The 26,381-nt window shown below is 73.6% G+C and carries 21 protein-coding genes; 19 read left to right on the top strand and 2 right to left on the bottom strand.

Going from position 1 to position 26,381, the window contains the following annotated elements:
• Positions 1–61 precede the first annotated feature (61 nt).
• The 19 genes from mraZ (at position 62) to ABD944_RS12345 (ending at position 21,802) form a co-directional block, all read left to right on the top strand.
• On the top strand, positions 62–493 hold the full coding sequence (mraZ, locus tag ABD944_RS12435) for a division/cell wall cluster transcriptional repressor MraZ (RefSeq protein WP_089312308.1): 432 nt from the start codon (positions 62–64) through the stop codon (positions 491–493).
• Between the two features lie 245 nt (positions 494–738).
• A complete protein-coding gene (gene rsmH / locus ABD944_RS12430) occupies positions 739–1,761 on the top strand; it encodes a 16S rRNA (cytosine(1402)-N(4))-methyltransferase RsmH (RefSeq protein ID WP_345175502.1) in 1,023 nt (340 codons plus the stop codon).
• Entirely contained in the window at positions 1,758–2,552 is a 795-nt protein-coding gene (gene ftsL, locus ABD944_RS12425; protein ID WP_345175500.1) for a cell division protein FtsL, read from the top strand. Before rsmH ends, ftsL begins: the two co-directional genes overlap by 4 nt.
• 652 nt (positions 2,553–3,204) lie before the next feature.
• Entirely contained in the window at positions 3,205–4,902 is a 1,698-nt protein-coding gene (locus ABD944_RS12420) for a peptidoglycan D,D-transpeptidase FtsI family protein (RefSeq protein ID WP_446678591.1), read from the top strand.
• An 81-nt stretch (positions 4,903–4,983) separates the two neighbouring features.
• Positions 4,984–6,558, top strand: a complete 1,575-nt coding sequence (locus ABD944_RS12415) for a UDP-N-acetylmuramoyl-L-alanyl-D-glutamate--2,6-diaminopimelate ligase (RefSeq protein WP_345175497.1) — start codon at positions 4,984–4,986, stop codon at positions 6,556–6,558.
• Positions 6,555–7,937 carry a UDP-N-acetylmuramoyl-tripeptide--D-alanyl-D-alanine ligase gene (locus tag ABD944_RS12410; RefSeq protein ID WP_345175495.1) on the top strand — a complete coding sequence of 461 codons (1,383 nt, stop codon included), beginning with the start codon at positions 6,555–6,557 and terminating at the stop codon, positions 7,935–7,937. The genes ABD944_RS12415 and ABD944_RS12410 overlap by 4 nt, the downstream gene beginning before the upstream one ends.
• Positions 7,934–8,992, top strand: coding sequence for a phospho-N-acetylmuramoyl-pentapeptide-transferase (gene mraY / locus ABD944_RS12405; RefSeq protein WP_345175494.1), 1,059 nt, complete (start codon positions 7,934–7,936; stop codon positions 8,990–8,992). The genes ABD944_RS12410 and mraY overlap by 4 nt, the downstream gene beginning before the upstream one ends.
• Positions 8,974–10,407: a UDP-N-acetylmuramoyl-L-alanine--D-glutamate ligase gene (gene murD / locus ABD944_RS12400; RefSeq protein WP_345175492.1), complete on the top strand. Its 1,434-nt coding sequence runs from the start codon at positions 8,974–8,976 to the stop codon at positions 10,405–10,407. Before mraY ends, murD begins: the two co-directional genes overlap by 19 nt.
• A gap of 2 nt (positions 10,408–10,409) precedes the next feature.
• The gene (gene ftsW / locus ABD944_RS12395) at positions 10,410–11,666 is read left to right on the top strand and encodes a putative lipid II flippase FtsW (RefSeq protein ID WP_345175490.1); all 1,257 of its coding nucleotides are present in this window, start codon (positions 10,410–10,412) and stop codon (positions 11,664–11,666) included.
• Between the two features lie 40 nt (positions 11,667–11,706).
• Positions 11,707–12,801: an undecaprenyldiphospho-muramoylpentapeptide beta-N-acetylglucosaminyltransferase gene (gene murG / locus ABD944_RS12390; protein ID WP_089312300.1), complete on the top strand. Its 1,095-nt coding sequence runs from the start codon at positions 11,707–11,709 to the stop codon at positions 12,799–12,801.
• Positions 12,798–14,237: a UDP-N-acetylmuramate--L-alanine ligase gene (gene murC / locus ABD944_RS12385; protein WP_345175489.1), complete on the top strand. Its 1,440-nt coding sequence runs from the start codon at positions 12,798–12,800 to the stop codon at positions 14,235–14,237. The genes murG and murC overlap by 4 nt, the downstream gene beginning before the upstream one ends.
• A gap of 133 nt (positions 14,238–14,370) precedes the next feature.
• Positions 14,371–15,144: a cell division protein FtsQ/DivIB gene (locus ABD944_RS12380; protein WP_345175486.1), complete on the top strand. Its 774-nt coding sequence runs from the start codon at positions 14,371–14,373 to the stop codon at positions 15,142–15,144.
• 342 nt (positions 15,145–15,486) lie between these two features.
• Entirely contained in the window at positions 15,487–16,941 is a 1,455-nt protein-coding gene (gene ftsZ, locus ABD944_RS12375; protein WP_345175484.1) for a cell division protein FtsZ, read from the top strand.
• Positions 16,938–17,666, top strand: a complete 729-nt coding sequence (pgeF, locus tag ABD944_RS12370; protein ID WP_345175483.1) for a peptidoglycan editing factor PgeF — start codon at positions 16,938–16,940, stop codon at positions 17,664–17,666. The genes ftsZ and pgeF overlap by 4 nt, the downstream gene beginning before the upstream one ends.
• Before the next feature lie 59 nt (positions 17,667–17,725).
• Positions 17,726–18,421, top strand: coding sequence for a YggS family pyridoxal phosphate-dependent enzyme (locus ABD944_RS12365; protein ID WP_345175627.1), 696 nt, complete (start codon positions 17,726–17,728; stop codon positions 18,419–18,421).
• Positions 18,422–18,526: 105 nt separating this feature from the next.
• Positions 18,527–19,063: a cell division protein SepF gene (locus ABD944_RS12360; RefSeq protein WP_345175482.1), complete on the top strand. Its 537-nt coding sequence runs from the start codon at positions 18,527–18,529 to the stop codon at positions 19,061–19,063.
• Between the two features lie 21 nt (positions 19,064–19,084).
• Positions 19,085–19,381, top strand: coding sequence for a YggT family protein (locus tag ABD944_RS12355; protein ID WP_089312594.1), 297 nt, complete (start codon positions 19,085–19,087; stop codon positions 19,379–19,381).
• 57 nt (positions 19,382–19,438) lie between these two features.
• Positions 19,439–20,362, top strand: a complete 924-nt coding sequence (locus tag ABD944_RS12350) for a DivIVA domain-containing protein (RefSeq protein WP_345175479.1) — start codon at positions 19,439–19,441, stop codon at positions 20,360–20,362.
• A 153-nt stretch (positions 20,363–20,515) separates the two neighbouring features.
• Positions 20,516–21,802: a prolipoprotein diacylglyceryl transferase gene (locus ABD944_RS12345; protein WP_345175478.1), complete on the top strand. Its 1,287-nt coding sequence runs from the start codon at positions 20,516–20,518 to the stop codon at positions 21,800–21,802.
• A 51-nt stretch (positions 21,803–21,853) separates the two neighbouring features.
• Here the strand turns inward: ABD944_RS12345 and ABD944_RS12340 are convergent, their stop codons facing one another.
• Together ABD944_RS12340 and ileS are read right to left on the bottom strand one after the other, a co-directional pair.
• Positions 21,854–22,645, bottom strand: coding sequence for a DUF1707 SHOCT-like domain-containing protein (locus ABD944_RS12340; protein ID WP_345175476.1), 792 nt, complete (start codon positions 22,643–22,645; stop codon positions 21,854–21,856).
• Between the two features lie 136 nt (positions 22,646–22,781).
• Positions 22,782–25,955: an isoleucine--tRNA ligase gene (gene ileS, locus ABD944_RS12335; RefSeq protein ID WP_345175474.1), complete on the bottom strand. Its 3,174-nt coding sequence runs from the start codon at positions 25,953–25,955 to the stop codon at positions 22,782–22,784.
• Positions 25,956–26,381 lie beyond the last annotated feature (426 nt).

The following is a 26,381-nucleotide window of genomic DNA, read 5'->3' as shown; positions in this document are numbered from 1 at the left end:
GAGTAGAGTGGGGCGCCGTGGGGGGCGGTAGCGCCCCATGCGGCGCGGGAGGTGGGGCCCGGTGTTTCTCGGCACCCACTCACCGCGCCTCGACGACAAGGGACGACTGTTCCTGCCGGCGAAGTACCGCGAGGAGCTGTCGGGGGGATTGGTGATCACGAAGGGCCAGGAACGCTGCCTGTACGTCTTCCCCATGGCGGAGTTCCAGCGGATAACCGAGGCTCTGCGTGCCGCGCCGGTCACCGAGAAGGCGGTCCGGAGCTACAGCCGGGTCTTCTTCGCCAGCGCCTCCGACGAGGTGCCCGACAAGCAGGGCCGCGTCACCATTCCTCCGCCGCTGCGCAAGTACGCGGGCCTCACCCGCGACTGCACGGTCATCGGGGCCAACACGCGTCTGGAGATCTGGGACACCCAGGCCTGGGAGACCTACCTGGAGCAGGAGGAGCAAACCTTCTCCGACGTCTCGGAGGAGGTGTTGCCAGGGATTCTCTGAGATACGACTCGTCGGTCCGTTGACCGGCACTGGCCCACGTTCGGCCAGGTCTCCAGCCGCTCTCCAGTCAGCTGGCGCAGCTTCCCCGGTGCCAGACGGCGACCCCCCGCGGGCAACGCGGTGATCTTCCTCCAGGGCAGCGGATGGGGACCTGGCCGGGCGAGGCCGCCGCCGGGGGCGCGGGACGGTCCGGTCCGGCGATGCCACACAGTCCGCGAGCGAGGTGGCAGTACAGGGGGTGAAGCATGGACGGCGTGGAGAACGGAGCGGGGAACAGCGCAAGGAACCACGCGGCGCACGACCGGGGGCCCGAGAGCGGCCACATCCCGGTCATGCTCGACCGCGTTCTCGAACTTCTCGTCCCCGCGGCGCAGGCCGTCGCCGGCCGTGCTCCCGTGTACCTCGACGCCACGCTCGGCATGGGCGGCCACGCCGAGGCGATGCTGCGGGCCGTCCCGTCGCTGCGCCTGATCGGCCTCGACCGCGACACCACGGCGCTGGAGCGCTCCGCGCGCAGGCTCGCCCCGTTCGGCGACCGCGTGGCGCTGGAGCACGCCGTCTACGACGAGATCCCCTCCGTGCTGCGCCGGCTTCGCGTCCGGGCGGTCGACGCCGTCCTGTTCGACCTCGGCGTGTCCTCCCCGCAGCTCGACGAGGCCGACCGCGGCTTCGCCTACTCCTACGACGCCCCCCTCGACATGCGGATGGACCGCACGCAGAGCCTGACCGCGGCCGAGGTCGTCAACGGCTACCCGCCCGCCGAACTCGCCCGCATCCTGCGCGAGTACGGCGAGGAGCGGTTCGCCCAGCGCATCGCCGCCGCGATCGTCAGGGAGCGCGAGCGCGCCCCGCTGGAGTCGACCCGGCGGCTCGCCGACCTGGTGCGCACCTCCATCCCCGCCGCCACCCGCCGCACCGGCGGGAACCCGGCCAAGCGCACCTTCCAGGCGCTGCGCATCGAGGTGAACGGCGAGCTCGACACCTGGCGCCGGGCGCTGCCCGCCGCCCTCGACGCGCTCCCGGTCGGCGGCCGGGTGGTCGTCCTGTCCTACCACTCGCTCGAAGACCGCATCACCAAGCAGGTCCTCGCCGCCCAGGCGGCCGACACGACCCCGCCGGAGCTGCCGGTCCCGCTGCCCGAGCACGAGCCGAGGTTCCGGCTCCTGACGCGCGGGGCCGAAGTGGCGTCCGACGAGGAGACCACGACCAATCCACGGGCCGGATCGGTGCGGATGCGCGCCGCGGAGCGCGTCCGGGAGGCGACATGACCACGACGAGCAGGCGGCCGCCGACCAGGGCGCCGAGGAAGCGGGCCCCGGAGCGGCCGGACGGAGCCGCCCCGGCGCCGGCCGCGCCGCCGAAGAGCCGGCCCGCGGGGACCGCTCCCGCCAAGCCGGCGCCCGCCAAGCCCGCCAAGCCGGCGAAGGCGGCGCCCGCCCCGGCGCGGACGAAGGCCTCGCCGGCCAAGAGCACGAAGGCGACGAAGGCCGCGAAGGCCGCGGGCGGCGCGACGGGAGGCACGACAGGGGCGACCGCGTCGCGACGCGGCGGCCAGAGCGCGCCGCGCGCCCCGTTCGTCCTTCTCATCGTCGGGCTGCTCGGCGGCGCGCTGGTCAGCCTGCTGCTGCTCAACACCGTCCTCGCCAAGGACGCCTTCACGCTGACGCGGCTGCAGCAGAGCAACAAGCAGCTCGAACAGCAGCGACAGGCCTACGAGGAGGAGATCGCCCGGGAGGGGGCCCCGCAGCAGCTGTCGAAGAAGGCCGAGGGGCTCGGCATGAAGCCGGGCAAGGACCCGGCCTTCTTCTCCACCGAGCCCGGCCGCCCCGGCGGCACCATCCGCCCCGTCCCGCACTCGGCCGCGGCGTCGGCCGGCGCGGCGGGCGTCCTCGGCGTTCCCGGCACCGTGATCCCCGGCGACGGCGTCCCGCCCGCCGACGCCCGCACGAACGGCGCGGGCACGCGGAACGGGCAGGGCGCGGGCACGCGGAACGGTCACGGGAACGGCGCGGGAGCACGGAGCGGCACAGGAGCACAGACCGGGCACGGAGCGCCGTGAACGGGCGAGGGCACGGCGGGGAGCGGGTGGAACGGTGACGAAGGGCCCGGGACGCGGTACCGCTGGGCCGCCCTCCGGCCGCGGACGCGGCTCGGACGGGCGCGGCCCCCGCGGCGCGGCCGGGCGCGACGACAAGAGCGGCCCGGGCGCGGCGCGCGCGTCCGGGCGTCAGACGGGGAACACGCCGCGCCCGCCCGCGGGGCGGGCCGACGGCGCGGGACGGCCGGGCAGGAAGGGCGGCGGCGCCCGCCAGCCCGCGCGCAGCGGCACGGTCCCCACCTCCCGCAAGGAGACCCCGGGCAAGGACACCCCCCGCAAAGACGCCCCGCGCAAGGACAGCGGACGTAAGGACGGCGCACGCAAGGAAGGCGCACGCAAGGACACCGCGGGCAAGGAGAAACCGGGCGGGCGGACGGGCGGCGCCGCGACGGCCGTCAAGCGCTCCGCGCGGAAGAAGGCGCCCGCCAGGGGCGCGACGGCGGAGAGCCGCACGCCCCGCAACGCCCAGACCGCGCGGCCGAAGACGGACGGAGCGGGCCCCCGCGGCCCGCGCCCCGGCGGCGGATCCGGACGGCGCCCGCCGCCGGGCCGCCCCCCGCGGTCCCGGGTCCCCTTCCACCGCCGCGACCCGCTCAAGCGGCTCAACGTCGGGTTGCTCGTCGTCGCGTTCGTGCTGTCGCTTTTCGCCGGGCGGCTCGTCCAGCTCCAGACGATCGACTCGGGGCAGTACACCGAGCAGGCGATGCTGCAGCGGATGCGGGAGCTCAAGCTGCCCGCCGTCCGCGGCGACATCACCGACGCGCAGGGCAACCCGCTCGCCATGACGGTGGAGGCCCGCGCGATCTTCGCGGACCCCTCGCTCATCAAGCCGGACAAGCGGCAGCCGATCGTCAACGCGCTGGCCCCGACGCTCGGGCTGAACCCCGCGACGCTGCTGAAGCAGATCAGCAAGCCCGAGACGCGGTTCGTGTACCTCGCGCACGGGGTCCGCCCCGACCAGGCGCGGCTGGTGAGCTCGTGGAACTTCCTCGGCATCGGCACTTTGCCGGAATACCGCCGGGAATACCCCAACGATTCGCTGGCCGCCAGCGTCATAGGTTTCGTGAACGACACGGGGAGCGGCGCCGCCGGCCTGGAGAGCTCGCTGAACGGCGTGCTCGCGGGCAAGGAGGGCTGGCAGCGGGTCGAGATCAGCCCCGAGGGCCAGCACATCCCCATGGGCGAGGACCAGAAGCGCCCGTCGGTGCCCGGCCGCGGGGTCCGCCTGACGCTGCAGCGCGATCTGCAGTTCAAGGCGCAGCAGGCGATCGAGCGGCAGGTCAGGGCGAGCAGGGCCAAGAGCGGCACCGTGATCGTCATGGACCCGCGCACCGGCCGTCTCCTCGCGATGGCGTCCGCGCCGGGGTTCGACCCGAACGACTACGCCGACTCCGACCGGTCCCGCTGGGGCAGCCCCCTGGTGCAGGAGGCCTACGAGCCGGGCAGCACCGGCAAGGTCGTCACCGCCGCGGCCGTCATGGAGCACGGCGGCGTCACCCCGCAGACGCCCTACACCGTCCCGGACAAGATCAAAAAGTACGACGTGGTGTTCCACGACTCGCATCCGCACCAGCCCGAGCGGCTGACGTTCGCCGGCGTGCTCGCCAAGTCGAGCAACGTCGGCACGATCATGGCGAGCGAGACCATCGACTCGCAACGGCTCTACCAGACGCTGCGCGACTTCGGGTTCGGCCGCCGGACCGGCCTGCCGCTGCCCGGCGAGACGCAGGGCCTGCTGGAGCCGCCGGGCAAGTGGTCGGGCACCGACCGGTACCCGATCGCGTTCGGGCAGACGGTCTCGGTGAACGCGGTGCAGATGGCGAGCGTGTACTCGACGATCGCCAACGGCGGCGTCCGCGTCGCGCCGAACCTGATCGCGGGCACCGTCGGGGAGCACGACAGGTTCACCCCGGCGCCCGAACCGGAGCGCAGGCAGGTCATCAGCGCCAAGACGGCCCGGCAGATCAGCGACATGCTGGAGGGCGTCACGACGAAGGAGGGCACCGCCCCGAAGGCCCAGATCAAGGGCTACCGCGTCGCCGGCAAGACCGGCACCGCCGAGGCCGTCAACCCGCGCTGCGGCTGCTACGACGGCGGCGGCTACACCGCCTCCTTCGCCGGGTTCGCGCCCGCGGACGACCCGCGCCTGGTGGTGCAGGTCGTCCTGCAGGATCCGAAGCGCGGGAGCCACTATGGTGGCGATGCGGCGGCACCGGTCTTCAAGGACGTGATGAGCTTCGCGCTTCAGTCCGAGAAGATCCCGCCGACGGGGAGCAGGCCGCCGATCATCGAGATCCGCGCCCGCGACTGATCGCAGCGAGTACCCTCCTCGCCTGTGAGTCCACCACCCGTGTCCGACCAGTCCCGTACCGTCCGCAACGAAAGAAACGTCATGCGTCCCACCACCAACCCGGCTCGTCCGCTGAGCGGACTCGCGGCGCTCCTCGGAATCGGATCGGACGAACAGGGCGGACAGGACGTATGGGACGCGGTGTCCGTCACGGGGATCACACATGACTCGCGCGCCGTGCTGCCGGGCGACGTCTACGCGGCGCTGCCCGGCGCCCGCGCGCACGGCGCCCAGTTCTCCGCCCAGGCCGCGGAGGCCGGCGCCGTGGCGATCCTCACCGACGCCGACGGGCACGACCGGGCCGCGGCGACGGGCCTCCCCGTCCTGGTGACGGGGGACGTCCGGGCGCGGCTCGGCGACGCGGCGGCGTGGGTGTACGGCGAGCCCGGGCGCGACATCACGCTCATCGGCGTGACCGGCACCAGCGGCAAGACCACCACGGTGTTCCTGGTGGAGGCGGGCCTGCGCGCCGCCGGGATCGAGACGGGCCTGGTCGGCGGCGTGGAGATCCGGGTGGGCGGTGACCGGGTGCCGAGCGCGCTCACCACGCCGGAGGCGACCGATCTGCACGCGCTGCTCGCGATGATGCGCGAGCGCGGCGTCGGCGCCGCCGCGATGGAGGTGTCCAGCCACGCGCTGGTGCAGGGCCGGGTCGGCGGCGCCCGCTACGAGGTCGCGGTTTTCACGAACCTGTCCCAGGACCACCTCGACTACCACCCGACCATGCAGGACTACTTCCTCGCGAAGGCGCGGCTGTTCACGCCCGAGTACTCGCGGGTCGGCGTGATCAACCTCGACGACCACTACGGCCGCGAGCTGCTGGAGATCGCCACGGTGCCGGCGACGACGTTCTCCCCGACCGGGGACCCGGCGGCGGACTGGCGGGCCGAGGACGTGCGCGTCGGCGCCGACGGCAGCGTGTTCCGCGTGGTCGGCCCCCTCGGCATCGAGGCCGACGGCGAGGTCCGCCTCGCCGGGCCGTTCAACGTCGCCAACGCCCTGGCCGCGATCGTCGCGCTGGTGGAGGCGGGCATCCCGCTGCAGGCGGCGGTCCGCGGGGTGGCGTCGCTGCCCGGCGTCCCCGGACGGCTGGAGCGGGTCGACGAGGGGCAGGACTTCGTGACCCTCGTCGACTACTCGCACAAGCCGGGGGCGGTCGAGGCCGTCCTGAACGCGCTGCGGCCCGTCACCGAGGGCGACCTCGCGGTGGTGATCGGCTGCGGCGGCGACCGCGACCGCGGCAAGCGGCCGCTCATGGGCGAGGCCGCCGCGCGGCTGGCCGACATGGCGTACCTCACCAACGACAACCCGAGGTCGGAAGATCCACTGGCCATCCTTGCCGCTATGGTCGAGGGCGGGCTCAAGGTGCCGCAGCCGGAGCGCGCGCACATCGTCGTGGAGCCCGACCGCGCCGCGGCGATCGACCTGGCCGTCGGCCGCGCCCGCCGCGGCGACGTGGTCGTCGTCGCGGGCAAGGGGCACGAGCAGGGCCAGAACGTGGCCGGCGAGGTACATCCGTTCGACGACCGCGAGGTCGTGCGCGCCGCGCTCCGGCGCCGTGCGGACGCGCTCCGGCGCCATGGACAAGGGACAAGAGGGGACGGGACGCAGGCGTGATCCCACTTCCGCTGTCGACGATCGCGGAGATCACGGGAGGGACCCGGCACGGGCCGCCGGACCCGGTGGTGGACGGCCCCGTGGTGATCGACTCCCGCGCGGTGGAGCCCGGGGCGCTGTTCGCGGCGCTGAAGGGCGACCGCTCGGACGGGCACGACTTCGCGGCCGGGGCCCTCGCGGCCGGGGCGGCGGGCGTGCTCGCGCAGCGCCCGGTGGACGGGCCGTGCGTGGTCGTCGACGACGTCCAGGAGGCCCTCGGACGGCTCGCGAGGGGCGTCCTGGAGCGGCTGCCCGACGTGACCGTCGTCGCGGTCACCGGCTCGGCCGGCAAGACCTCCACCAAGGACCTCATCGGGCAGGTCCTCAGCGGCGCGGGCCCGACGGTCTACCCGCCCGGCTCGTTCAACAACGAGATCGGGCTGCCGCTCACCGTGCTGCGCGCCGACGCCGCCACCCGGCACCTCGTGCTGGAGATGGGGGCCCGCGGCATCGGCCACATCGCCTACCTCACCGGGATCGCGCGCCCGGACGTCGGCGTCGTGCTGAACGTCGGCACCGCGCACGTCGGGGAGTTCGGCAGCAGGGAGAACATCGCCCTGGCCAAGGGCGAGATCGTGGAGGCGGTCCCGCCGGGCGGCACCGCCGTCCTGAACGCCGACGACCCCCTGGTCAGCGCGATGGCGTCCCGGACGCGGGGCGAGGTCGTCATGTTCGGCCGCTCGCCGGGCGCCGCGGTCCGCGCCGAGGACGAGACCCTCGACGAGCAGGGCCGGGCGAGCTTCACCCTCGTGACGCCGGAGGGCGCGGCGCCGGTCGCGCTGCGCCTGCACGGCTCGCACGCCGTCCCGAACGCGCTGGCCGCGGCCGCGGCGGCGCGTGCGGCGGGGCTGGCGACCGGAGCGGTCGCCGAGGCGCTCTCGGCGGCCGTGCCGGTCAGCCGGTGGCGGATGGAGGTCACCGAGCGGGCCGACGGGGTGACCGTGGTGAACGACGCCTACAACGCCAACCCCGACTCGACCCGCGCCGCGATCGACGTGCTCGTTCACCTGGCCCGCGGCCGCCGCGCCTACGCGGTCCTGGGCGAGATGGCCGAACTAGGTGACTCGTCCGTGGCGGAACATGCCAGGATCGGGCAGCATGTCGCGCGCAGTGGGATCGCCGGGTTCGTGGTGGTCGGTGCGAACGCGGCGGCGATGGCCGAAGGGGCCGGGCAGGTGGCGTCATGGACGGGAGAGTGCGTACAGGTGGATGACGTCGGCGCGGCGGTGACCGTGCTCAGGGAGCGGCTGGCGCCGCGGGACGTCGTGCTGGTGAAGGGCTCCCGCGTGGCCGGCCTGGAACGGGTGGCCGAGGCGATCCTCGCGGAGGACGGCCGATGACCAACATCATCATCGCCGCGGGGATCGCGCTGATCTTCGTCGGGGTCGGCACGCCGGTGTGGATCCGCATCGTCAACCGGCTCGGCTACGGCCAGATGATCCGCGACGAGGGCCCCGAGGCCCACCTGAACAAGCGCGGCACCCCCACGATGGGCGGGACGGTCTTCATCGTCGGCTCGCTCGTCGGCTACGCGGCCGCGCACCTGTTCACCGGGGAGGTCCCCACCATCTCGGGGATCCTGGTGCTGTTCCTGATGACGGGCCTCGGCCTCGTCGGGTTCGTGGACGACTACATCAAGGTGTTCAAGCAGCGCAGCCTCGGCCTGCGCAGCGGCGCCAAGATGATCGGCATCGTCCTCGTCGGCGTCGTGTTCGCGGTCGGATCGCTGAACTTCCCCAACGGCTACGACGTCACCCCCGCCGACCCCCACATCTCTTTCCTGCGCGACTTCGGCCCCTCGATCGGCCCGTACCTGTTCGTGGTGTGGGCGCTGCTGCTCATCGCGGCCATGTCCAACGGCGTGAACCTCACCGACGGTCTGGACGGCCTCGCGGCCGGCCCGGCGGGCATGGTGCTGGCCGCCTACGTCATCATCGGCAACTGGCAGCTGCGCAACAGCTGCGCCGCCAGCCTCGTCCCGAACTGCTACAGCGTCCGCGACCCCCTCGACCTCGCGGTGGTCGCCGCGGCCGTGCTCGGCGGCGTGTTCGGGTTCCTGTGGTGGAACGCCCCGCCCGCGAAGATCTTCATGGGCGACACCGGCTCGCTGGCCCTCGGCGGCGTGCTGGTCGGCCTGGCGATCCTCACCCGCACCCAGCTGCTGCTGGCCATCCTGTGCGGGCTGATCGTGATGATCACGCTGTCGGTGATCATCCAGGTCGGCGGGTTCAAGATGACCCGCAAACGCGTGTTCAAGATGGCGCCGCTGCAGCACCACTTCGAGCTGTCGGGCTGGGCCGAGACCACGATCGTCGTGCGCTTCTGGCTGATGTCCGCGACGTTCGTGGCGATCGGCATCGGCCTGTTCTACCTCGAATGGATGCCGAAGAAGTGAACGAGCGCCCCTGGGAGGGCCGCCCCTGGGACGGCCAGAGCGTGTGCGTGGCCGGGCTCGGCGTGTCCGGCCGCGCCGCCGCCCGCGTCCTCGCCGCGCGCGGCGCCCGCGTCACCATCGTCGACGCCCGCGACGGGGAGGAGCAGCGCGGCCACGCCGCCGAGCTGGAGGCTCGCGGGGTCACGGTCAGGCTCGGCGACGGAGAGTCCCTCCCGGCGGACGCCGACCTCGTCGTGACCTCGCCGGGCTGGCGCCCGGACGCGCCGCTGCTCGCCGCGGCCGCCGCGGCCGGCATCGAGATCATCGGCGAGGTGGAGCTGGCGTGGCGGCTCCGCCCCGAGGGCGCGGCGCCTTGGCTGGCCATCACCGGGACGGACGGCAAGACCACGGTCGTGCGGATGCTGGCGTGCATGCTCACCGCCGCCGGGCACAAGGCCATGGCCGTCGGAAACGTCGGCACTCCCATCGTGGAGGCCGTGAGCGAGCCCTACGACGTGCTGGCGGTGGAGCTCTCCAGCTACCAGCTGCACTGGTCCCGCTCCCTCGCCCCGTACGCGGCCACGGTGCTGAACGTCGCGCCCGACCACCTCGACTGGCACGGCTCCATGGACGCCTACGTCGGCGCCAAGGCCAAGATCTTCGCCCCGGGCTGCGTCGCCGTCTACAACGCCGACGACGACACCTCCGCGGCGCTCGCCGAACGCGCCGAGGGCGTGTCCCGGAGGATCGGCTTCACCCTCCAGGTGCCGCGGCCCGGGGAGCTCGGCGTCGTGGAGGAACTGCTGGTCGACCGGGCCTTCACCGACGACCCCGCGACCCAGGCCGCCGAACTCGCCGCGCTCGGCGACGTGCGGCCGTTCGCGCCGCACAACGTCGCCAACGCGCTCGCCGCCGCCGGGCTGGCCCGCGCGTTCGGCGCGCCGCCCGAGGCCGTCCGCGAGGGGCTGCGGGCGTTCGTCCCCGACCCGCACCGCATCCAGCACGTCGCCGACGTCGCGGGCGTCGCCTACGTCAACGACTCCAAGGCGACCCAGCCGCACGCCGCCGCCGCGTCCCTCGCCGCCTACGACAGCGTCGTGTGGATCGCCGGCGGCCTCCTCAAGGGGCTGGACGTCGACGACCTGGTGCGCTCGTGCGCCGGCCGGCTGCGCGGCGCCGTGCTGATGGGGCGCGACCGGCACCGGATCGCCGAGGCGCTCGCGCGACACGCCCCGGATGTCCCCGTGGTGGACGTCCCCGACACCGACACTGGGGCGATGGACCGCGTCGTCGCCCACGCCTCCGGCCTCGCCCGGCCGGGGGACACCGTGCTGCTCGCGCCCGTCGGGGCCTCCTTCGACATGTTCGCCAACTACCCGGCCCGCGGGGACGCCTTCATCGCGGCGGTCGAGCGCCTCTCCCGGGACGCCCGGTAACGATGACCACCGCGGCCGGGGAGGACGGCGCCGCCCGGCGTCCGGGTCCACGGGAGCAGGTGGTCGCCGCCGTGGGGCTGCTCGACCGGCCCCTCACCTCCTACTACCTGGTGCTGGGCTGCTCGGTGATGCTGCTCGCGCTCGGCCTGACGATGGTGCTGTCGGCCTCCAGCGTGAAGCAGCTCCAGGCGACGGGTTCGGCGTACACGCTGTTCCAGAAGCAGGCCGTGTGGGTCGCGATCGGGCTGCCCGGCATGTGGGTGGCGTCCCGGCTGCCGGTGAAGACGTTCCGCGCGCTCGCCTATCCGCTGCTTCTGCTGTCGGTCGTCGCGCTGGCGCTGGTGCTGGTCCCCGGGCTCGGGCGCAGCGCCGGCGGCGCGACCCGCTGGGTCGACCTCGGCCCGGTGCAGATCCAGCCGTCCGAGCTGGCCAAGCTCGCCCTGGTGCTGTGGGGCGCCGACCTGCTGGCCCGCAAGGACCGGCTCGGCCAGCTCACCGAGTGGCGGCCGCTGCTGGTGCCGCTGATGCCGGGCGCCGGGGTGCTCGTCCTGCTGGTGATGCTGGGCAGCGACCTCGGCACCACGCTGGTGCTCCTCACGATCTTCCTGGCGCTGCTGTGGGTCGTCGGCGCGCCCGGCCGGCTGTTCGTCGGCATCGCGGGGCTCGTGTGCCTGCTCGTGTCGATCCTCATCATCGTCGAGCCGTACCGGATGCAGCGCCTCACCGGGTTCCTCGACCCGTCCGGCAACCAGCTCACCACCAACTACCAGGGCACGCAGGGGCTGTTCGCGGTCGCCTCGGGCGGCCTGTTCGGCACGGGCCTCGGCGAGGGCCGCGCCAAGTGGGACTACCTGCCGCACGCCGAGACCGACTTCATCTTCGCGATCGTGGGCGAGGAGTTCGGCCTCGTCGGGACGCTCGTCGTGCTCGGCCTGTTCGGGATGCTCACCTACGCGGGCCTGCGGATCGCCCGGCGCGTGAAGGACCCGTTCACCCGGCTCGCCGCCGCGGGGGCCACGGCGTGGCTGGTGGTCCAGGCGATCGTGAACATCGGCGCGGTCATCGGCGTCCTGCCCATCACGGGAATCCCCCTCCCGCTGGTGTCCTACGGGGGCTCGGCGCTCATCCCGACCCTGTTCGCGCTCGGCATGCTGCTCGCGTTCGCCAAGCGCGAGCCCGGCGCGCGGCAGGCACTCTCCGCACGGGGTCCCGGACCGGTCGTGAGGGCTCTAAGCTGGCTGGGTCTGGCACGGCGTTGAAATCCCCCCTTCGAACCACGCTGAGGAGTTGTCAACGGACATGAGGGTTGTCCTGGCCGGCGGCGGCACCGCCGGACACATCGAGCCCGCCCTGGCGCTCGCCGACGCGCTGCGCCGCAACGACCCGAACACCGGGGTCGTCTGTCTGGGGACCGAGCGGGGGCTGGAGACCCGTCTCGTCCCGCAGCGGGGCTACGAGCTCGCCCTGATCCCGCCGGTGCCGCTGCCGCGCACGCTCACCCCGCAGCTGCTGTCGGTGCCCGGCCGGCTGCGCGGGGCGATCAACGCGGCGGCCTCCGTCCTCGACCAGGCCCAGGCCGACATCCTCGTCGGCTTCGGCGGCTACGTCGCCACCCCGGGCTACCTCGCGGCGCGCAAGCGCAAGGTGCCGATCATCGTGCACGAGGCCAACCCGAAGCCCGGCCTGGCCAACAAGCTCGGCGCCCGCTTCACCGAGCACGTGGCGGTCTCGCACGCCGACTCGCCGCTGCCGAACGCCCGCTTCGTGGGGATCCCGCTGCGCCGCGAGATCGCGACGCTGGACCGGCTGGCGATGGGCGACAAGGCCCGCTCCTACTTCGGGCTGCTCCCCGACCTGCCCACGCTGCTGATCTTCGGCGGCTCGCAGGGCGCCCGCTCGCTGAACCAGGCCGCCGTGGCCTCCGCGCCGTACTTCCGGCAGGCGGGCATCCAGGTGCTGCACATCGTCGGGCCGAAGAACACCGAGGAGCCCGAGCCCGCGGCCGGCGGCCCGCAGTACGTCACGATCCCCTACTGCGACCGGATGGACCTCGCCTACGCCGCCGCCGACATGGCGATGTGCCGCGCGGGCGCGATGACCTGCGCCGAGCTGGCCGCGGTCGCGCTGCCTGCGGTGTACGTCCCGCTCCCCATCGGCAACGGCGAGCAGCGGCTGAACGCCGAGCCGATCGTCGCGGCGGGCGGCGGCATGCTGGTCGACAACGCCGAGCTGTCGCCGGACTGGATCGCCCGGCACCTGCTTCCGGTGCTGGCCGACCCGGCCCGCGTCGCGCACATGTCGGAGGCCGCCGGCCGGATGGGCCGCCGCGACGCCGACGTCGCGCTCGCCCAGATGGTCTACGAAGTGGTCCGCTCCGCGGGCGCCGCCCGATGAGCCTGATCGACCCGGGGGAGGCGGTGCCGGCGGCCGATCTCGGGCGGGTCCACTTCATCGCGATCGGGGGCGCCGGCATGTCCGGCGTCGCCCGCATCATGCTGCGGCGCGGCATCGCCGTGTCCGGCAGCGACGCGCGCGACTCCGAGCTGCTCACCCAGCTCGGCGACCTCGGCGCCAAGGTGTTCGTCGGGCACGACGCCGCGCACGTGGGCGACGCCGACACCGTCGTGGTGTCCACGGCGATCCGCGACACCAACCCCGAGCTGGTCGCCGCACGCGCGCGCGGGCTTCGCGTCCTGCACCGCTCGGCCGCGCTCGCCTCGCTGATGGCGGACCGCCGGGCCGTCGCGGTCGCCGGCACGCACGGCAAGACCACCACCACCTCGATGCTGACGGTGGCGCTCCAGCACGCCGGCGCCGACCCGTCCTACTGCATCGGCGGGCAGCTCGTCACCACCGGCCTCGGCGCCGACGAGGGCACCGGCGAGGCGTTCGTCGCGGAGGCCGACGAGAGCGACGGCTCGTTCCTCATGTACACCCCGAACATCGCGGTCGTCACCAACGTCGAGGCCGACCACCTCGACAACTACGGCGGGTTCGAGAAGGTCAAGGAGAACTTCGCCCGCTTCGTCGACCGGATCGAGCCGGGCGGCACCCTCGTCGCCGGCGCCGACGATCCGGTCGCGATGGAGCTCGCCGAGCGGGCGCGGGCCCGCGGCCTGACGGTGCTGACCTACGGGCAGGCCGAAGGCGCCGACCTGCGCGTGACCGGGTTCACGCCGCGCGGCCTCGGCTCCCGCTTCGAGATCGAGGGCGACGGGGAGTTCACGCTGGCCGTGCCGGGGCGGCACAACGCGCTCAACGCCGCCGCCGTCGTCGCGGTCACGCGGTCCCTCGGCCTGGACGACGCGCCGGTGCGCGACGGTCTCGCCGCGTTCGGCGGGGCGATGCGGCGGCTGGAGCGCAAGGGCGAGGCGGGCGGCGTCGAGGTGTTCGACAGCTACGCCCACCACCCGACCGAGCTGACCGCCGACCTGGACGCCACCCGCGACTACCTGGGGGAGAAGGGCGAGGGCCCGGACGGGCGGGGCCGCATCGTCGCCGTGTTCCAGCCGCACCTGTACAGCCGCACCCGGTTCTTCGCCGCCGAGTTCGGCGCCGCGCTCGGCCTCGCCGACGTCGCGGTCGTCCTCGACGTCTACGGCGCCCGCGAGGACCCCGAGCCCGGCGTCACCGGCGCGCTGGTCGCCGACGCCGTCCCGCCGGGAACCGAGACCGTCTACGCGCCCGAGCGGGACGAGGTGCCCGGCATCGCGGCGTCGCTCGCCCGCCCCGGCGACGTCGTCATCACGCTGGGCGCCGGTGACGTGACCCAGCTCGGCCCGCTCATCCTGGAACGGCTCGCCGGGGCGCAGGGCCCGTCGGGGCGATAGGGCTCGACAGGAGATCGGGCTCGCCGAGGGGGTCGGGCATGTCGGGGGGATCGGCTTTCGGGGGAGCGGGGCGTGACACGCCGTCGCGCGCGGGGTCGGCGGCCGGCGCGGGGATCACTGTCAGGCTTGGGGCATGACCGAGGCGCAGACGGGCCGCCGCGCGTCGCCGGAGCCGGAGCCGGAGCACGATCCGGACACGGAGACCGCGGCGCCGGACGGGCGCGCCCGCGCGAACCGCTGGAAGGTGGTGTTCGTCACCCTCCTGGTGGTCGGCGCGCTCGGCGCGGTGTCCTGGGTCCTGCTCGGGTCGAGGCTGCTGGTGGTGCGGCACGTCGAGGTGACGGGCACCCGCCTCGCGTCCGCCGACCAGGTGGTGGCCTCCGCCGGGATCGATCTCGGCACGCCGATGGTGAGGCTCAGGACGGGCGCGGTCCGCGACCGCGTCGAGCGGCTGCGCGAGGTCGAGTCGGCGGCGATCGAGCGGCGCTGGCCGGGGACGGTCCGCATCGTCGTGCGGGAGCGCGAGCCGATCGCGGTGTTCCGCGACGGCGACGGCTACCACCTGCTCGACCGGCACGGCGTGACCGTCGCCGACGAGGAGGCCCGCCCGGCGGGGCTTCCCGCGCTCACGGTCGCCTCGCCCGGGCCGTCCGACCGGGCGACCCTGGCGGCGCTCACCGTGCTGTCCGCGCTGCCCGAACGCCTCAGCGGCAAGCTCACCGAGGTGGAGGCGAGCGGTCCCGAGGAGGTGACCCTCTACATGGCGGGCGGCCAGACGGTGGTGTGGGGGGCCGCCGAACGGGCAGACGAGAAGATCAGGTTGCTGGACGCCGTGCGGCGGACGGCGGCGGGGCGCGCCGTCCGCACCGTCGATGTCAGCTCGCCGGAGGTCCTCAAGACGGAATGAGCCCGCTCGGGCGGCCGGGCCGGGGGACCTGCGAAGGCGGGCGTTCCGCGACACGCCGGTGGAGTTCGGGGGAGGTTAGTTGACCCTGGCGGTAAGGCCGCCCTACTATCCGTATCAGTCCTCAGGTTGACATAACTGTAAGCCTCAAGTTGAGGGTGAGGGTTTACCCCCGCCAGCAGACGGCTTCACAGCGAGGCTTCACAAACCAGCTCGAACACTCAGCTCGGATACACAGAGCGAAACACAGCTCAAAGCACAGTCGGAATACAGGTCGGGTACACCGCGACGGCACGGTCGGCAGATCGGGCAGGGCGGTCGGAGAGAGCGGAAAGGCCCCTCGTCGTGGCAGCACCGCAGAATTACCTCGCGGTCATCAAGGTCGTCGGCATCGGCGGCGGCGGCGTCAACGCCGTCAACCGGATGATCGAAGAGGGACTCAAGGGCGTCGAGTTCATCGCGATCAACACGGACGCCCAGGCGCTGCTGATGAGTGACGCCGACGTGAAACTGGACGTGGGCCGCGAGCTCACCCGGGGCCTCGGCGCCGGGGCGAACCCCGACGTCGGCCGCAAGGCCGCCGAGGACCACCGGGAGGAGATCGAGGAGGTCCTCAAGGGCGCCGACATGGTGTTCGTCACCGCCGGCGAAGGCGGCGGCACCGGCACCGGCGGCGCGCCCGTGGTCGCCAACATCGCCCGCTCGCTCGGCGCCCTGACCATAGGCGTCGTCACCCGGCCCTTCAGCTTCGAGGGCAAGCGCCGCGCCATGCAGGCCGAGGCCGGCATCGAGACGCTGCGCGACGAGGTCGACACCCTCATCGTCATCCCGAACGACCGGCTGCTGTCGATCTCCGACCGGCAGGTCAGCGTGCTGGACGCCTTCAAGGCCGCCGACCAGGTGCTGCTGTCCGGTGTCCAGGGCATCACCGACCTGATCACCACCCCGGGCCTGATCAACCTCGACTTCGCCGACGTCAAGTCCGTGATGTCCGGCGCCGGCTCGGCGCTGATGGGCATCGGCTCGGCGCGCGGCGACGACCGCTCGGTCGCCGCCGCCGAGATGGCGATCTCCAGCCCGCTGCTGGAGGCCAGCATCGACGGCGCGCACGGCGTGCTGCTGTCCATCTCCGGCGGCTCCGACCTCGGGCTCTTCGAGATCAACGAGGCGGCGCAGCTGGTGTCCAACGCGGCGGCGCCCGATGCCAACATCATCTTCGGCGCGGTCATCGACGACGCGCTCGGCGACGAGGTCCGGGTCACGGTGATCGCGGCGGGTTTCGACGAGGGGCGTCCGGCCAAGCCGGTCCCTGAGCCGGAGAGCAAGCGGCTGCCCCCGCCTCCGCGTCCCGTCCCGCCGCCCGCGTCCCCGCCCGCGCCGGCCAACCCGATCCCCAGCCGGGTCGGGCGGTCCGAGCCGCCGGGCGCGCAGCCGACCGCGCAGCAGCAGTCGGTGGCGCAGGCCGCCGCCGCGTCCCCGCCCCCCGCTCAGCAGCGGCCGGAGGCCGACCGTCCCGCGCCCGCGCGGGCGCAGGACGACCGGTCCGCCGGGCGCGGCGAGCAGTCCCGGCCCGAGGGGGCGGCGTCCGGGCAGCCGGGCCCGCCGGCCGACCGGGACGCCGGCGCTTCCGGCGGCGAGTCCGGCGGTTCGCGCGCCCCCGCGCCCCGCCCGCCCGCCGAGCAGCCCTCCCCCCGCGTGCACGCGGGGGAGAACGACGGCGGCCCCGCCTCCGGGCAGCGCCGCCGTCCCGTCGTGTTCGACGAGGACGACGACCTCGACGTGCCCGACTTCCTGAAGTGATCACCGCCGTCGCCCTGGGCGACGGCGTCGGCGCCGGCTTCACCGGCCGCGCCGGCGGCGTGAGCGGGCCCCCCTACGACTCCCTGAACCTCGGCGGCGCGGTCGGCGACGACCCGGCCGCCGTCCTGGACAACCGGCGGCGCGCCGCCGCCGCGCTCGGCGCCGACCCCGAGCGCACCGTCTTCATGCGGCAGGTGCACGGCGCCGACGTCGCGTTCGCCGCCTCGACCGACCTGCCCGGTCCGGTCGACGCCGTCGTCACGACCGTGCCCGGGCTCGCCCTCGCCGTCCTCGTCGCCGACTGCGCGCCCGTCCTGCTGGCCGACGCGGCCGCCGGGGTCGTCGGCGCCGCCCACTCCGGCCGCCCCGGGACGGCCGCCGGAGTCGTCCCGGCCCTGGTGAAGGCGATGTGCGAGCGGGGCGCCGACCCCGCCCGGATGACCGCGGCCATCGGACCCGCCGCGTGCGGCCGCTGCTACGAGGTCCCCGCGGAGATGCGGGACGAGGTCGCCGCCGTCGTCCCCGCCGCGTACTCCACGACGTCCGCGGGCACCCCGGCCCTCGACATCCGCGCCGGCGTCGCCGAGCAGCTCGCGTCCGCGGGGGTGACCCGCGTGACCGCCGACGGCCGCTGCACGATCGAGGACCCGGGCCTCTACTCCTACCGCCGCGAGGGACGCACCGGCCGTTTCGCCGGATATGTCTGGTTGAAGGAAGGCACGTGACCGACCGGGACCACACCGGCGCCGCCGCGGACGGCCCCGCGGCCGGGCGGCGCGCCGAGATCGCCGAGGGCCTGGCCGCCGTCCGGGCGCGCATCGCCGCCGCGTGCGCGGCCGCCGGCCGGAGCGAGGACGAGATCACGCTGATCGCGGTGACCAAGACGTTCCCCGCGTCCGACGTGCGGCTGCTGGCCGGGCTGGGCGTCACCGAGGTCGGCGAGAACCGCGACCAGGAGGCGCGCCCGAAGGCCGCCGACTGCGCCGACCTGCCGCTGACCTGGCACTTCGTCGGACGGCTCCAGACCAACAAGGCGCGCGCCGTGGCCGGCTACGCCGACGTCGTGCACTCCGTGGACCGGTCGCGACTGGTCACGGCCCTCGCGGAGGGCGCCGCCCGCGCCGGCCGCACGCTCCGCTGCCTCGTGCAGGTCTCCCTGGACGAGGCGGGGAAGAAGGGCGAGGTGGGGGAGAGGGGCGGGGCCGTGCCCGACGACGTCCCCGGGCTGGCCGACGAGATCGCCGCCGCCCCCGGCCTGGAGCTCGGCGGCGTCATGGCCGTCGCGCCCCTCGGCGCGGACCCGCTGCCCGCCTTCGACCGGCTCGCGGAGACGGCGGCGCGGATGAGGCGGAACCATCCGGACGCGCGGATCGTCAGTGCGGGTATGAGCGGCGATCTGGAGCAGGCGATCGCGTGCGGCGCGACACACCTGCGGATCGGTACGGCGTTGCTCGGCGGCCGACGGGCAATCGTCAGGTAATGTCCCCCCAGTGGTACCTGCCTGAACGCGGGAGGCCACGACTGATCAGTCCAACGGCGGGGCCGGACGCGCCCGGCGCCGAGGCCACAGGACACGGAGGGACGTATGGCCAGCGCGATGCGCAAGATGGCGGTCTACCTCGGCCTTGTGGAGGACGATCGCTACGACGACAAGTACGGCGACTACGACGAGTACGAGGTCTACGACGAGGAGACCGACACCGGGCAGGGACGCCGTCGCGATGACGAATCCGGCGGTCAGCTTACCCGAGCCGAAGAGGCGTCGGACCGCGATCGCGACCATCACTCCACGTCGACCATCGAGCGACGGTCCGTGGCGCTCTACGAGTCCGGTACCACCGACCTCGCGCGTATCACTACGCTGCATCCGAGGACCTACAACGAGGCGAGGACGATCGGGGAGCACTTCCGGGAGGGCACGCCGGTGATCATGAACCTGACCGAGATGGTCGACAGCGACGCCAAGCGCCTGGTCGACTTCGCGGCGGGTCTCGTGTTCGGGCTGCACGGCAGCATCGAGCGTGTTACCAACAAGGTGTTCCTGCTGTCGCCCGTCAACGTCGAGGTGACGGCGGAGGACAAGGCCCGGATGGCGGAACGTGGGTTCTTCAACCAGAGCTGAGAGTCGCATGCGAGAGTGTCCGTGAACATCGTTGGATCCGTCCTGCAGGGCGTTCTGTACCTCTTCCTGCTGTTCCTGATCGGAAGGCTGGTCCTGGAGGTCCTGCAGTCGTTCGCCAGGCAGTGGAAGCCGACCGGAGTGGTGCTCGTGATCGCTGAGGCGACCTACACGGTCACCGATCCGCCGCTGAAACTCCTCAGGCGTTTCATCCCGCCCATCCGGCTGGGTAACGTTGCCCTGGACCTCAGCTTCACGGTCCTCATCCTTGTGGTCTGGGTCTTGATCGTCTTCGTCGGCTCCATATTCGGCGGAGGTTAGGTCGATCGGATACCGTCCTTCGGGGACAGACTCCAAGCGCGCCAAGGAGACGAGAACATGCCGCTGACACCCGCCGACGTGCGGAACAAGCAGTTCAGTACCACCAGGCTGAGGCCGGGGTACGACGAGGAGGAGGTGGACGCCTTCCTCGACGAGGTCGAGGCGGAGCTCGACCGCCTCATCCAGGAGAACGAGGAACTGCGGGCCAAGCTGGCCGAGTGCCTGCGCGGCAAGGTTCCCGCCATGGCCGCTCCCATCGTGGAGCCCAAGCCGGACATCCAGAAGATCCCCGAGCCTCCCCGTCCCGAGCCGCAGCCGCAGCCCGAGCCGGAGCCCGTCCTCGGCGGCCTCGGCATGTCGTCCCCCGCCCCGAGCGGCGAGGACAACATGGACACCGCGGCCCGCGTGCTGGCGCTCGCGCAGCAGACCGCCGACCAGGCGATCGCCGACGCCCGCCGCGAGGCCGACGAGACGCTCGGCCGCGCCCGCCGCGAGGCCGAGGAGATCCTCGGCAAGGCCCGCCGGCAGGCCGACCAGATCGTCAGCGAGGCCCGCTCGCGCGCCGAGGCCCTCGACCGCGACGCCCAGGAGCGGCACCGCCAGGTCATGGGCTCGCTCGTGCAGCAGCGCGAGGAGCTCGAGCGCGAGGTCGACAACCTGCGCGCCTTCGAGCGCGAGTACCGCAGCCGCCTGAAGGTCTATCTGGAGGGCCAGCTCCGCGACCTGGAGGCGGGCAGCACCGAGACCGGCGCGTTCGCCGCCGTCCCGGGCGCGGCCCCCGTGCAGGCGCAGCAGAACACGCCCCAGGCCGGTCCGCAGACGGGCCCGCAGAACGCCCTTCCGCACGCCGAGAACCGCAACGGCGGCGGCGCGCCGGCACCGGGCACGTTCCCCTCGCCCGAGCACGCCCAGCAGGTCCAGCACTCGGCGACGGGCGCTTTCCACTCCGGCGGCGACAACCCGCCGCACGACAGGCGCTGACACGGACGCCTCAGGCGATAGTGTCGTTCCGATCGCCGCGCCGGGGATGGCGCGCCGCCATCCCCGCGGCGCCGGGCGGTCGTGCCCAGGGCCGGCCGCCGGCCCTCTCGCGCGGCCCGGAGCCTAGCGGTCTGAACGAGGGGGAGTGACCCTGTGATCATCCTGAGTGGCGTTCTCGTGGTAGTGGCGATCGCCCTGCTGGTAGCGGGAATCGTCGCGGGCAACGGAGACAGCGCGCAGGTCTTCGGCCTGGACGCCCTGGTGGTGATCTACATCTCGATCGCCGTCAGCATCGTCTCCGCGGTGTGCCTGGCCATCGGGGTGTTCCTGCGGCGCAAGGAGCTGTTCGGCCCGGGAGCGTCGCCGACCCCGGCCCGCCCCAGCAGGAAGGCGCAGAAGGCCAAGAAGGACAAGCGGGCCAAGGGCGGCGAGAGCGCCCCGGCCGCGTCCGCTCCGGCCAAGGACGCGCAGGGCGCCGCGAAGGCCGAGCCTCCGGCCGACCCGGCCGACACCGAGGTCGAGATCCCCGCCCCCGCCGTCGACGTCCCCGACGACGCGCTGGTGTTCGTCGTCCGCGGCCGCAAGCGCTACCACCTCGACACCTGCCGGCAGCTCGCCGGGCGGGACACCGAGGAGCTCACCTACGCCGAGGCCAAGGAAGAGGGGTTCAGCCCCTGCACGGCCTGCATGCCCGACACCGCACTGGCGGCGCGCGCCGCGGCGTCGGCCCCCGCGTCCGCCGACGCGAGCAAGACGGCGGAGACCGCACCCGCCGCCCGCAAGCCCGCCGAGCGATCCGAGAGCGGCCTCGCGGGCCTCGCCAAGCCCGCGCCCACCTCGTTCGACAAGCCCGGCGCCTCTGACAGGCCTGGCGCCCCTGACAAGCTTGGTGCCCCTGACAAGCCCGGCGCGTTCGACACGACGGCCGAGATCCCGCGGGCCGGCGAGCCCGCCGACGACGCGGACCGGAGCGCCGAGGACGCGGGCGCCCCGAAGCGGGGCGCGGCCGTTCCCACCCGCACCGACATGCCCGTCGCGGGCCTCTTCGCGTCCGGCGCCTCCGAGGAGCCCTCCACGGCCCCGGAGACGGCCGATCCCGCCGACGCCGAGACCGATGACCGGCCCGGCGCCGAACCGGGCGCTGCGGCCGAATCCGCGCCGCCGGACGTCACCGTCGACCTCGGCACCGCACCGTTCGGCGGTCCCGACACGGACGACGCCCCGGCGCCGGAGCCCGAGCCGGACGAGGCCGGCGACGACGGCCCGCAGGTCCGCATCCTGAGCGGCACCAAGCGCTACCACCGCGTCGACTGCGCCCTCATCGAGGACATCGGCGACGAGGCCGACGACCTGGAGTCGCTGTCGCGCGCGGAGGCGAAGGCCCGGGGCTGCACGCCCTGCCTGGTCTGCCAGCCCGACCGCGAGCACGCCCGCGACTGACCCGCCCCGCCTCGTTCGCGTGACCCCCGGGCGGCCCGAGCCGTCCGGGGCTCAGCGGCCGTGGTGCCGTTCGTCGCGCAGTTCGCGGAGGCGGTCCCGGCGCGCGTCGCGCCGCTCGCGGTGCAGCCGCCGCATCTCCTCGTGGTGCTCGCGGCGGAGTTCCTGGTGCTCGCGGTGGAGCTGGTGCCGCTCCCGGTGGCGACCGCGCTTCTCGCCCACGGCCTTGCGCTCGACCGAGATGCCGCCGAACAGCAGCATCCCGGTCAGCCGGATGACGGGCGCGTCCGGGTCCACGGTGTCGTCCTCGGGGAGGTCGGTGCCGCCGAAGATCGTGAAGTGGGACCCGACGACCCGCACGCCCGGCGGCACCACGATGTTCACGCCGCCGAACACGCAGGTCACGGAGAGGGTGACCTCGCCCTTGCTGAGGACCGCCTGCCGGAAGTCCAGCTCCACGCCGCCGAAGACGCAGGTGACCGTGGTGGTCGGCTCGACCAGCCAGCGCCCCTTGCGCTCCGCCCCGCTGAACACCGCCACGAGGTGCGGCGACTGCGAGGGCGGCGGCGGGAGCCGGGGCGCCTGCTCCTTGCGCAGGTCGACCCGCGGCCGCGGCGCGTGCTGCGAGGGCAGGTCGCTGAGCACGGGCTCCAGCTCGGCGTAGGTCTTGGCGTTGTAGACGACGTCGATGCGCTCGGCGTGCTCCTCCGGCGTGATGCGCCCCTCGGCCAGGGCCTCGCGCAGGCGGTCGGCGACCTCGTCGCGGTCGGCGTCCGACGCGCGCATGCTCGCGGACGACGGACGCGCGGGCGGTTCGGAACCGGACGGCTGCTCGGGAAGATTCACGGATCCATCATCGCAAACGCGATGTGTCGCGAAGAACCCCATCCCGAAATTTCCCCAACCCCGCGAAGTCCCGCAGGGCCCTCCGCCGCGGCCGGGCCGTACAGCCCGACCGCGGCGGAGGGTCCGTTGAGCTAGGTCACGCCTTGCGGAGGTAGTACGTGAGGCCGAGCTCCTCGTCGCGGGTGGCGGTGAGGCTCTCGGGACGGCCCTCGGACACCGAGGCGGCGAGCACCTCGGCGGCGACCTCGTCGGCGTGGGCGCGCAGCGCCTCGGCGAGGTCGGTGCCGGTGGCCTCCCACCACAGGTCGATGCGGTCGGTCACCTCCAGGCCGGCGGCCTTGCGGCCCTCCTGGACGAGGCGGACGGCCTCCCGCACCAGGCCCGCGCGGCGCAGTTCGGGCGTGACGGTGAGGTCGAGCGCTACCGTCTCGCCGGCGGCGCTCTCCACCGCCCAGCCGCTGCGCGGGCGCTCGGTGACGATCACGTCGTCCGGGCCGAGCGGCACCGCGCCGACGCCGTCGGCCTCGACCTGCGCCGAGCCCGCGCGCAGCGCCTGGACGAGGGCGGCCGGATCGGCGGAGGTGATCGCCTTGGCGACCTTCGGGGTGTCCTTGGCGTACCGCTTGCCCAGCTCGCGGAAGTTGGGCTTGACCTCGTACTCGACCAGGTCGCCGCCGATCGAGGACAGCTCCTCGAAGCCGAGCACGTTCAGCTCCTCGGAGATCTGCGCGCGCAGCTGCCCGGGCAGCGCGGACCAGCCGGGGGCGCCGACGAGGGCGCGGCCGAGGGGCTGGCGGGTCCGGACGCCGCTGGCGGCACGCGCGGACCGGCCGAGCTCGACCAGCCGCCGGACGAGCGCCATCCGCTCGGTCAGCTCCTCGTCGAGGAGGCCCTCGTCGACGGCGGGCCACTCGGCGAGGTGCACCGACTCGGGGCCGTCCTCGGGGCGGATCACGTCCCAGACGTGGTCGGTGATGAACGGGACGATCGGCGCCATCAGCCGGGTGAGGGTCTCCAGGCACTGGTAGAGCGTCGCGAACGCGGCCGAGCCCTCCGGCGTCTCCGGGCCCTCCCAGAAGCGCCGCCGGGAGCGCCGCACGTACCAGTTGGACAGGTCGTCCACGAACTGCGAGAGCCGGCGTCCCGCGCGGGCGGTGTCGAACTCCTCCAGCGCGGCGTCGACCTCGCGGACGGTGCGGTGCAGCTCGGCGAGCGCCCACCGGTCCAGGAGCGGGCGGTCGGCGGGGGCGGGCGCCTCGGCCAGCCGGTCCGGCGTCCACGCGCGCCCCTGCGCCCGCGCCGCGTTGGCGTACAGGACGAAGAAGGACGCGGTGTTCCAGTAGGTGAGCAGGACCTTGCGGACGATCTCCTCGAGGGCGCCGTGCCCGACGCGGCGGGACGCCCACGGCAGCCCGCTCGCGGCCATGAACCAGCGGACCGCGTCGGCGCCGTGCTGGTCCATCAGCGGGATGGGCCGCAGCACGTTGCCGAGGTGCTTGCTCATCTTGCGGCCGTCCTCGGCGAGGATCAGGCCGAGGCACACGACGTTCTCGTAGGACGACCGGTCGAACACCAGCGTCCCGACGGCCATGAGCGAGTAGAACCATCCGCGGGTCTGGTCCTGGGCCTCGCAGATGTACTGGGCCGGGTAGGCGTCCTCGAAGACCTCGTTGTTGCGGTGGGGGGCGCCCCACTGCGCGAACGGCATGGACCCGGAGTCGTACCAGGCGTCGATGACGTCGGGGACGCGGCGCGCCTCCGCCCCGCACCTGGGGCAGGGGAGGGTGACGTCGTCCACGTACGGGCGGTGCGGGTCGAGCGCGGAAAGGTCACTGCCCGCGAGCTCGCCCAGTTCCTTGAGCGACCCGACGCAGGTGATGTGCTCCTCGTCCTCGCCGCAGACCCACAGGGGGAGCGGCGTGCCCCAGTAGCGGCTGCGGGACAGCGACCAGTCGACGTTGTTGCGCAGCCACTCCCCGTACCGGCCGTGCTTGACGGTCTCGGGGTACCAGTTGGTCTTCTCGTTCTCCTCCAGCAGCCGGTCCTTGATCTGCGTGGTGCGGATGTACCAGGCCGGGAGCGCGTAGTACAGCAGCGGCGTGTGGCAGCGCCAGCAGTGGGGGTAGCTGTGGTCGAAGTGCCCGCCGCGGAACAGCAGCCCGCGCGCGCGCAGGTCTTCGGTGAGCGGCTCGTCGGCGTCCTTGAAGAACTTGTTGCCGACCAGGGGCACCTCGCGCAGGAACCGCCCGTCCGGCCCGATCGGGTTCACGATCGGCATGCCGTAGCGCTTGCAGACGGTCATGTCGTCGCCGCCGAACGCGGGGGCCTGGTGGACGAGCCCCGTGCCGTCCTCCACGGTGACGTAGTCACCCAGGACGACGTAGTGCGCGTCGGGGATGTCGACAAGGTCGAACGGCCGCCGGTAGGGGGTCCGCTCGAGCTCGGTGCCCTGGAACGTGGCGAGCCGCTCGGCGCCCTCGCCGAGGACCTGGTCGACCAGGGGCTCGGCCACCACGAGGACCTCGTCGGACCCCTCCGGCCGGGCCGCCACGTACGTGACGTCGGGGTGGACGGCCACGGCGGTGTTCGACACCAGCGTCCAGGGGGTCGTCGTCCAGATCAGCAGCGCGGCGCCCATCTCGGCCAGGGGGCCGGACGTGACGGGCATCCGCACGAACACCGACGGGCTGGACACGGTCTCGTACCCGCCCGGCTGGCCCAGCTCGTGGTCGGACAGGCCCGTCCCGCAGCGCGGGCAGTACGGCGTGATGCGGAAGTCGCGGAACAGCAGGCCCTTGTCGAACACCTGCTTCAGGGACCACCAGACGGCCTCGACGTACTCGGGGTCCATCGTGCGGTAGGCCTGGTCGGTGTTGACCCAGTAGCCCATCCGCTCGGTCATCTCCTCGAAGGCGTCCACGTGGCGCAGGACCGATTCGCGGCAGCGGGCGTTGAACTCCGCGACGCCGTACTCCTCGATGTCCTTCTTGCCGGTGAGGCCGAGCTCCTTCTCCACGGCGACCTCGACGGGCAGGCCGTGGCAGTCCCAGCCGGCCTTGCGCGGGACGTGGTGGCCCTTCATGGTCTTGAAGCGCGGGAAGACGTCCTTGAAGACGCGGGCCTCGACGTGGTGGACCCCGGGCATGCCGTTGGCGGTCGGGGGGCCCTCGTAGAACACCCACGGGGTCCCGGACGCGGTCCGCTCCAGGGACCGCTCGAAGACCTTGTTCTCCTGCCAGCGGCGCAGCATGTCCCGCTCCAGGGCGGGTAGATCGACCTGCGCGGGCAGCGGCCGAAAAGCTCGGCTCACGATGGCGGACCTCCGGATCGACGCGAACACGGTGACCGGAGGGACGAGGCGGCTGCCCCGCGGTACCACCCTCCTTGACCGTGCCCGTGCGGCGCGGTCCGCTTCGTTCCAGTCTGGGCGGCCGGGTCTACTGGGCCCCTCGGCGGGGCGGTTCTTCCGGCGGCTCCGGGGTGATCAGACCGCCGGGCTCGCCCCCGGGCTCGCACCGTCCCCGGGTCGCTCATGGCTGCGTGCGGCGGCAGGTGTCCCCATCAGTGCCTGCCATGCGACTGCTCGTCCCGACTTTAACGCACGCCGGGCCCCGCCTCTTCCCCTTTTCCCTCCCCGGGGACACGGTTCCTTTGCGATCTCGTGCGCGGCGGGGGAGTTTCCATGCGTTCGGCGACCGGGCATAAGCGGTCGGTAACACGGCCCAGGTTGTTTACC

Source organism: Actinomadura verrucosospora, from assembly GCF_039540335.1.
GTDB classification, from domain to species: domain Bacteria; phylum Actinomycetota; class Actinomycetes; order Streptosporangiales; family Streptosporangiaceae; genus Spirillospora; species Spirillospora verrucosospora.
Note: the sequence above shows the minus strand (reverse complement) of the source record. Positions and strands in the feature narration are given on the sequence as shown.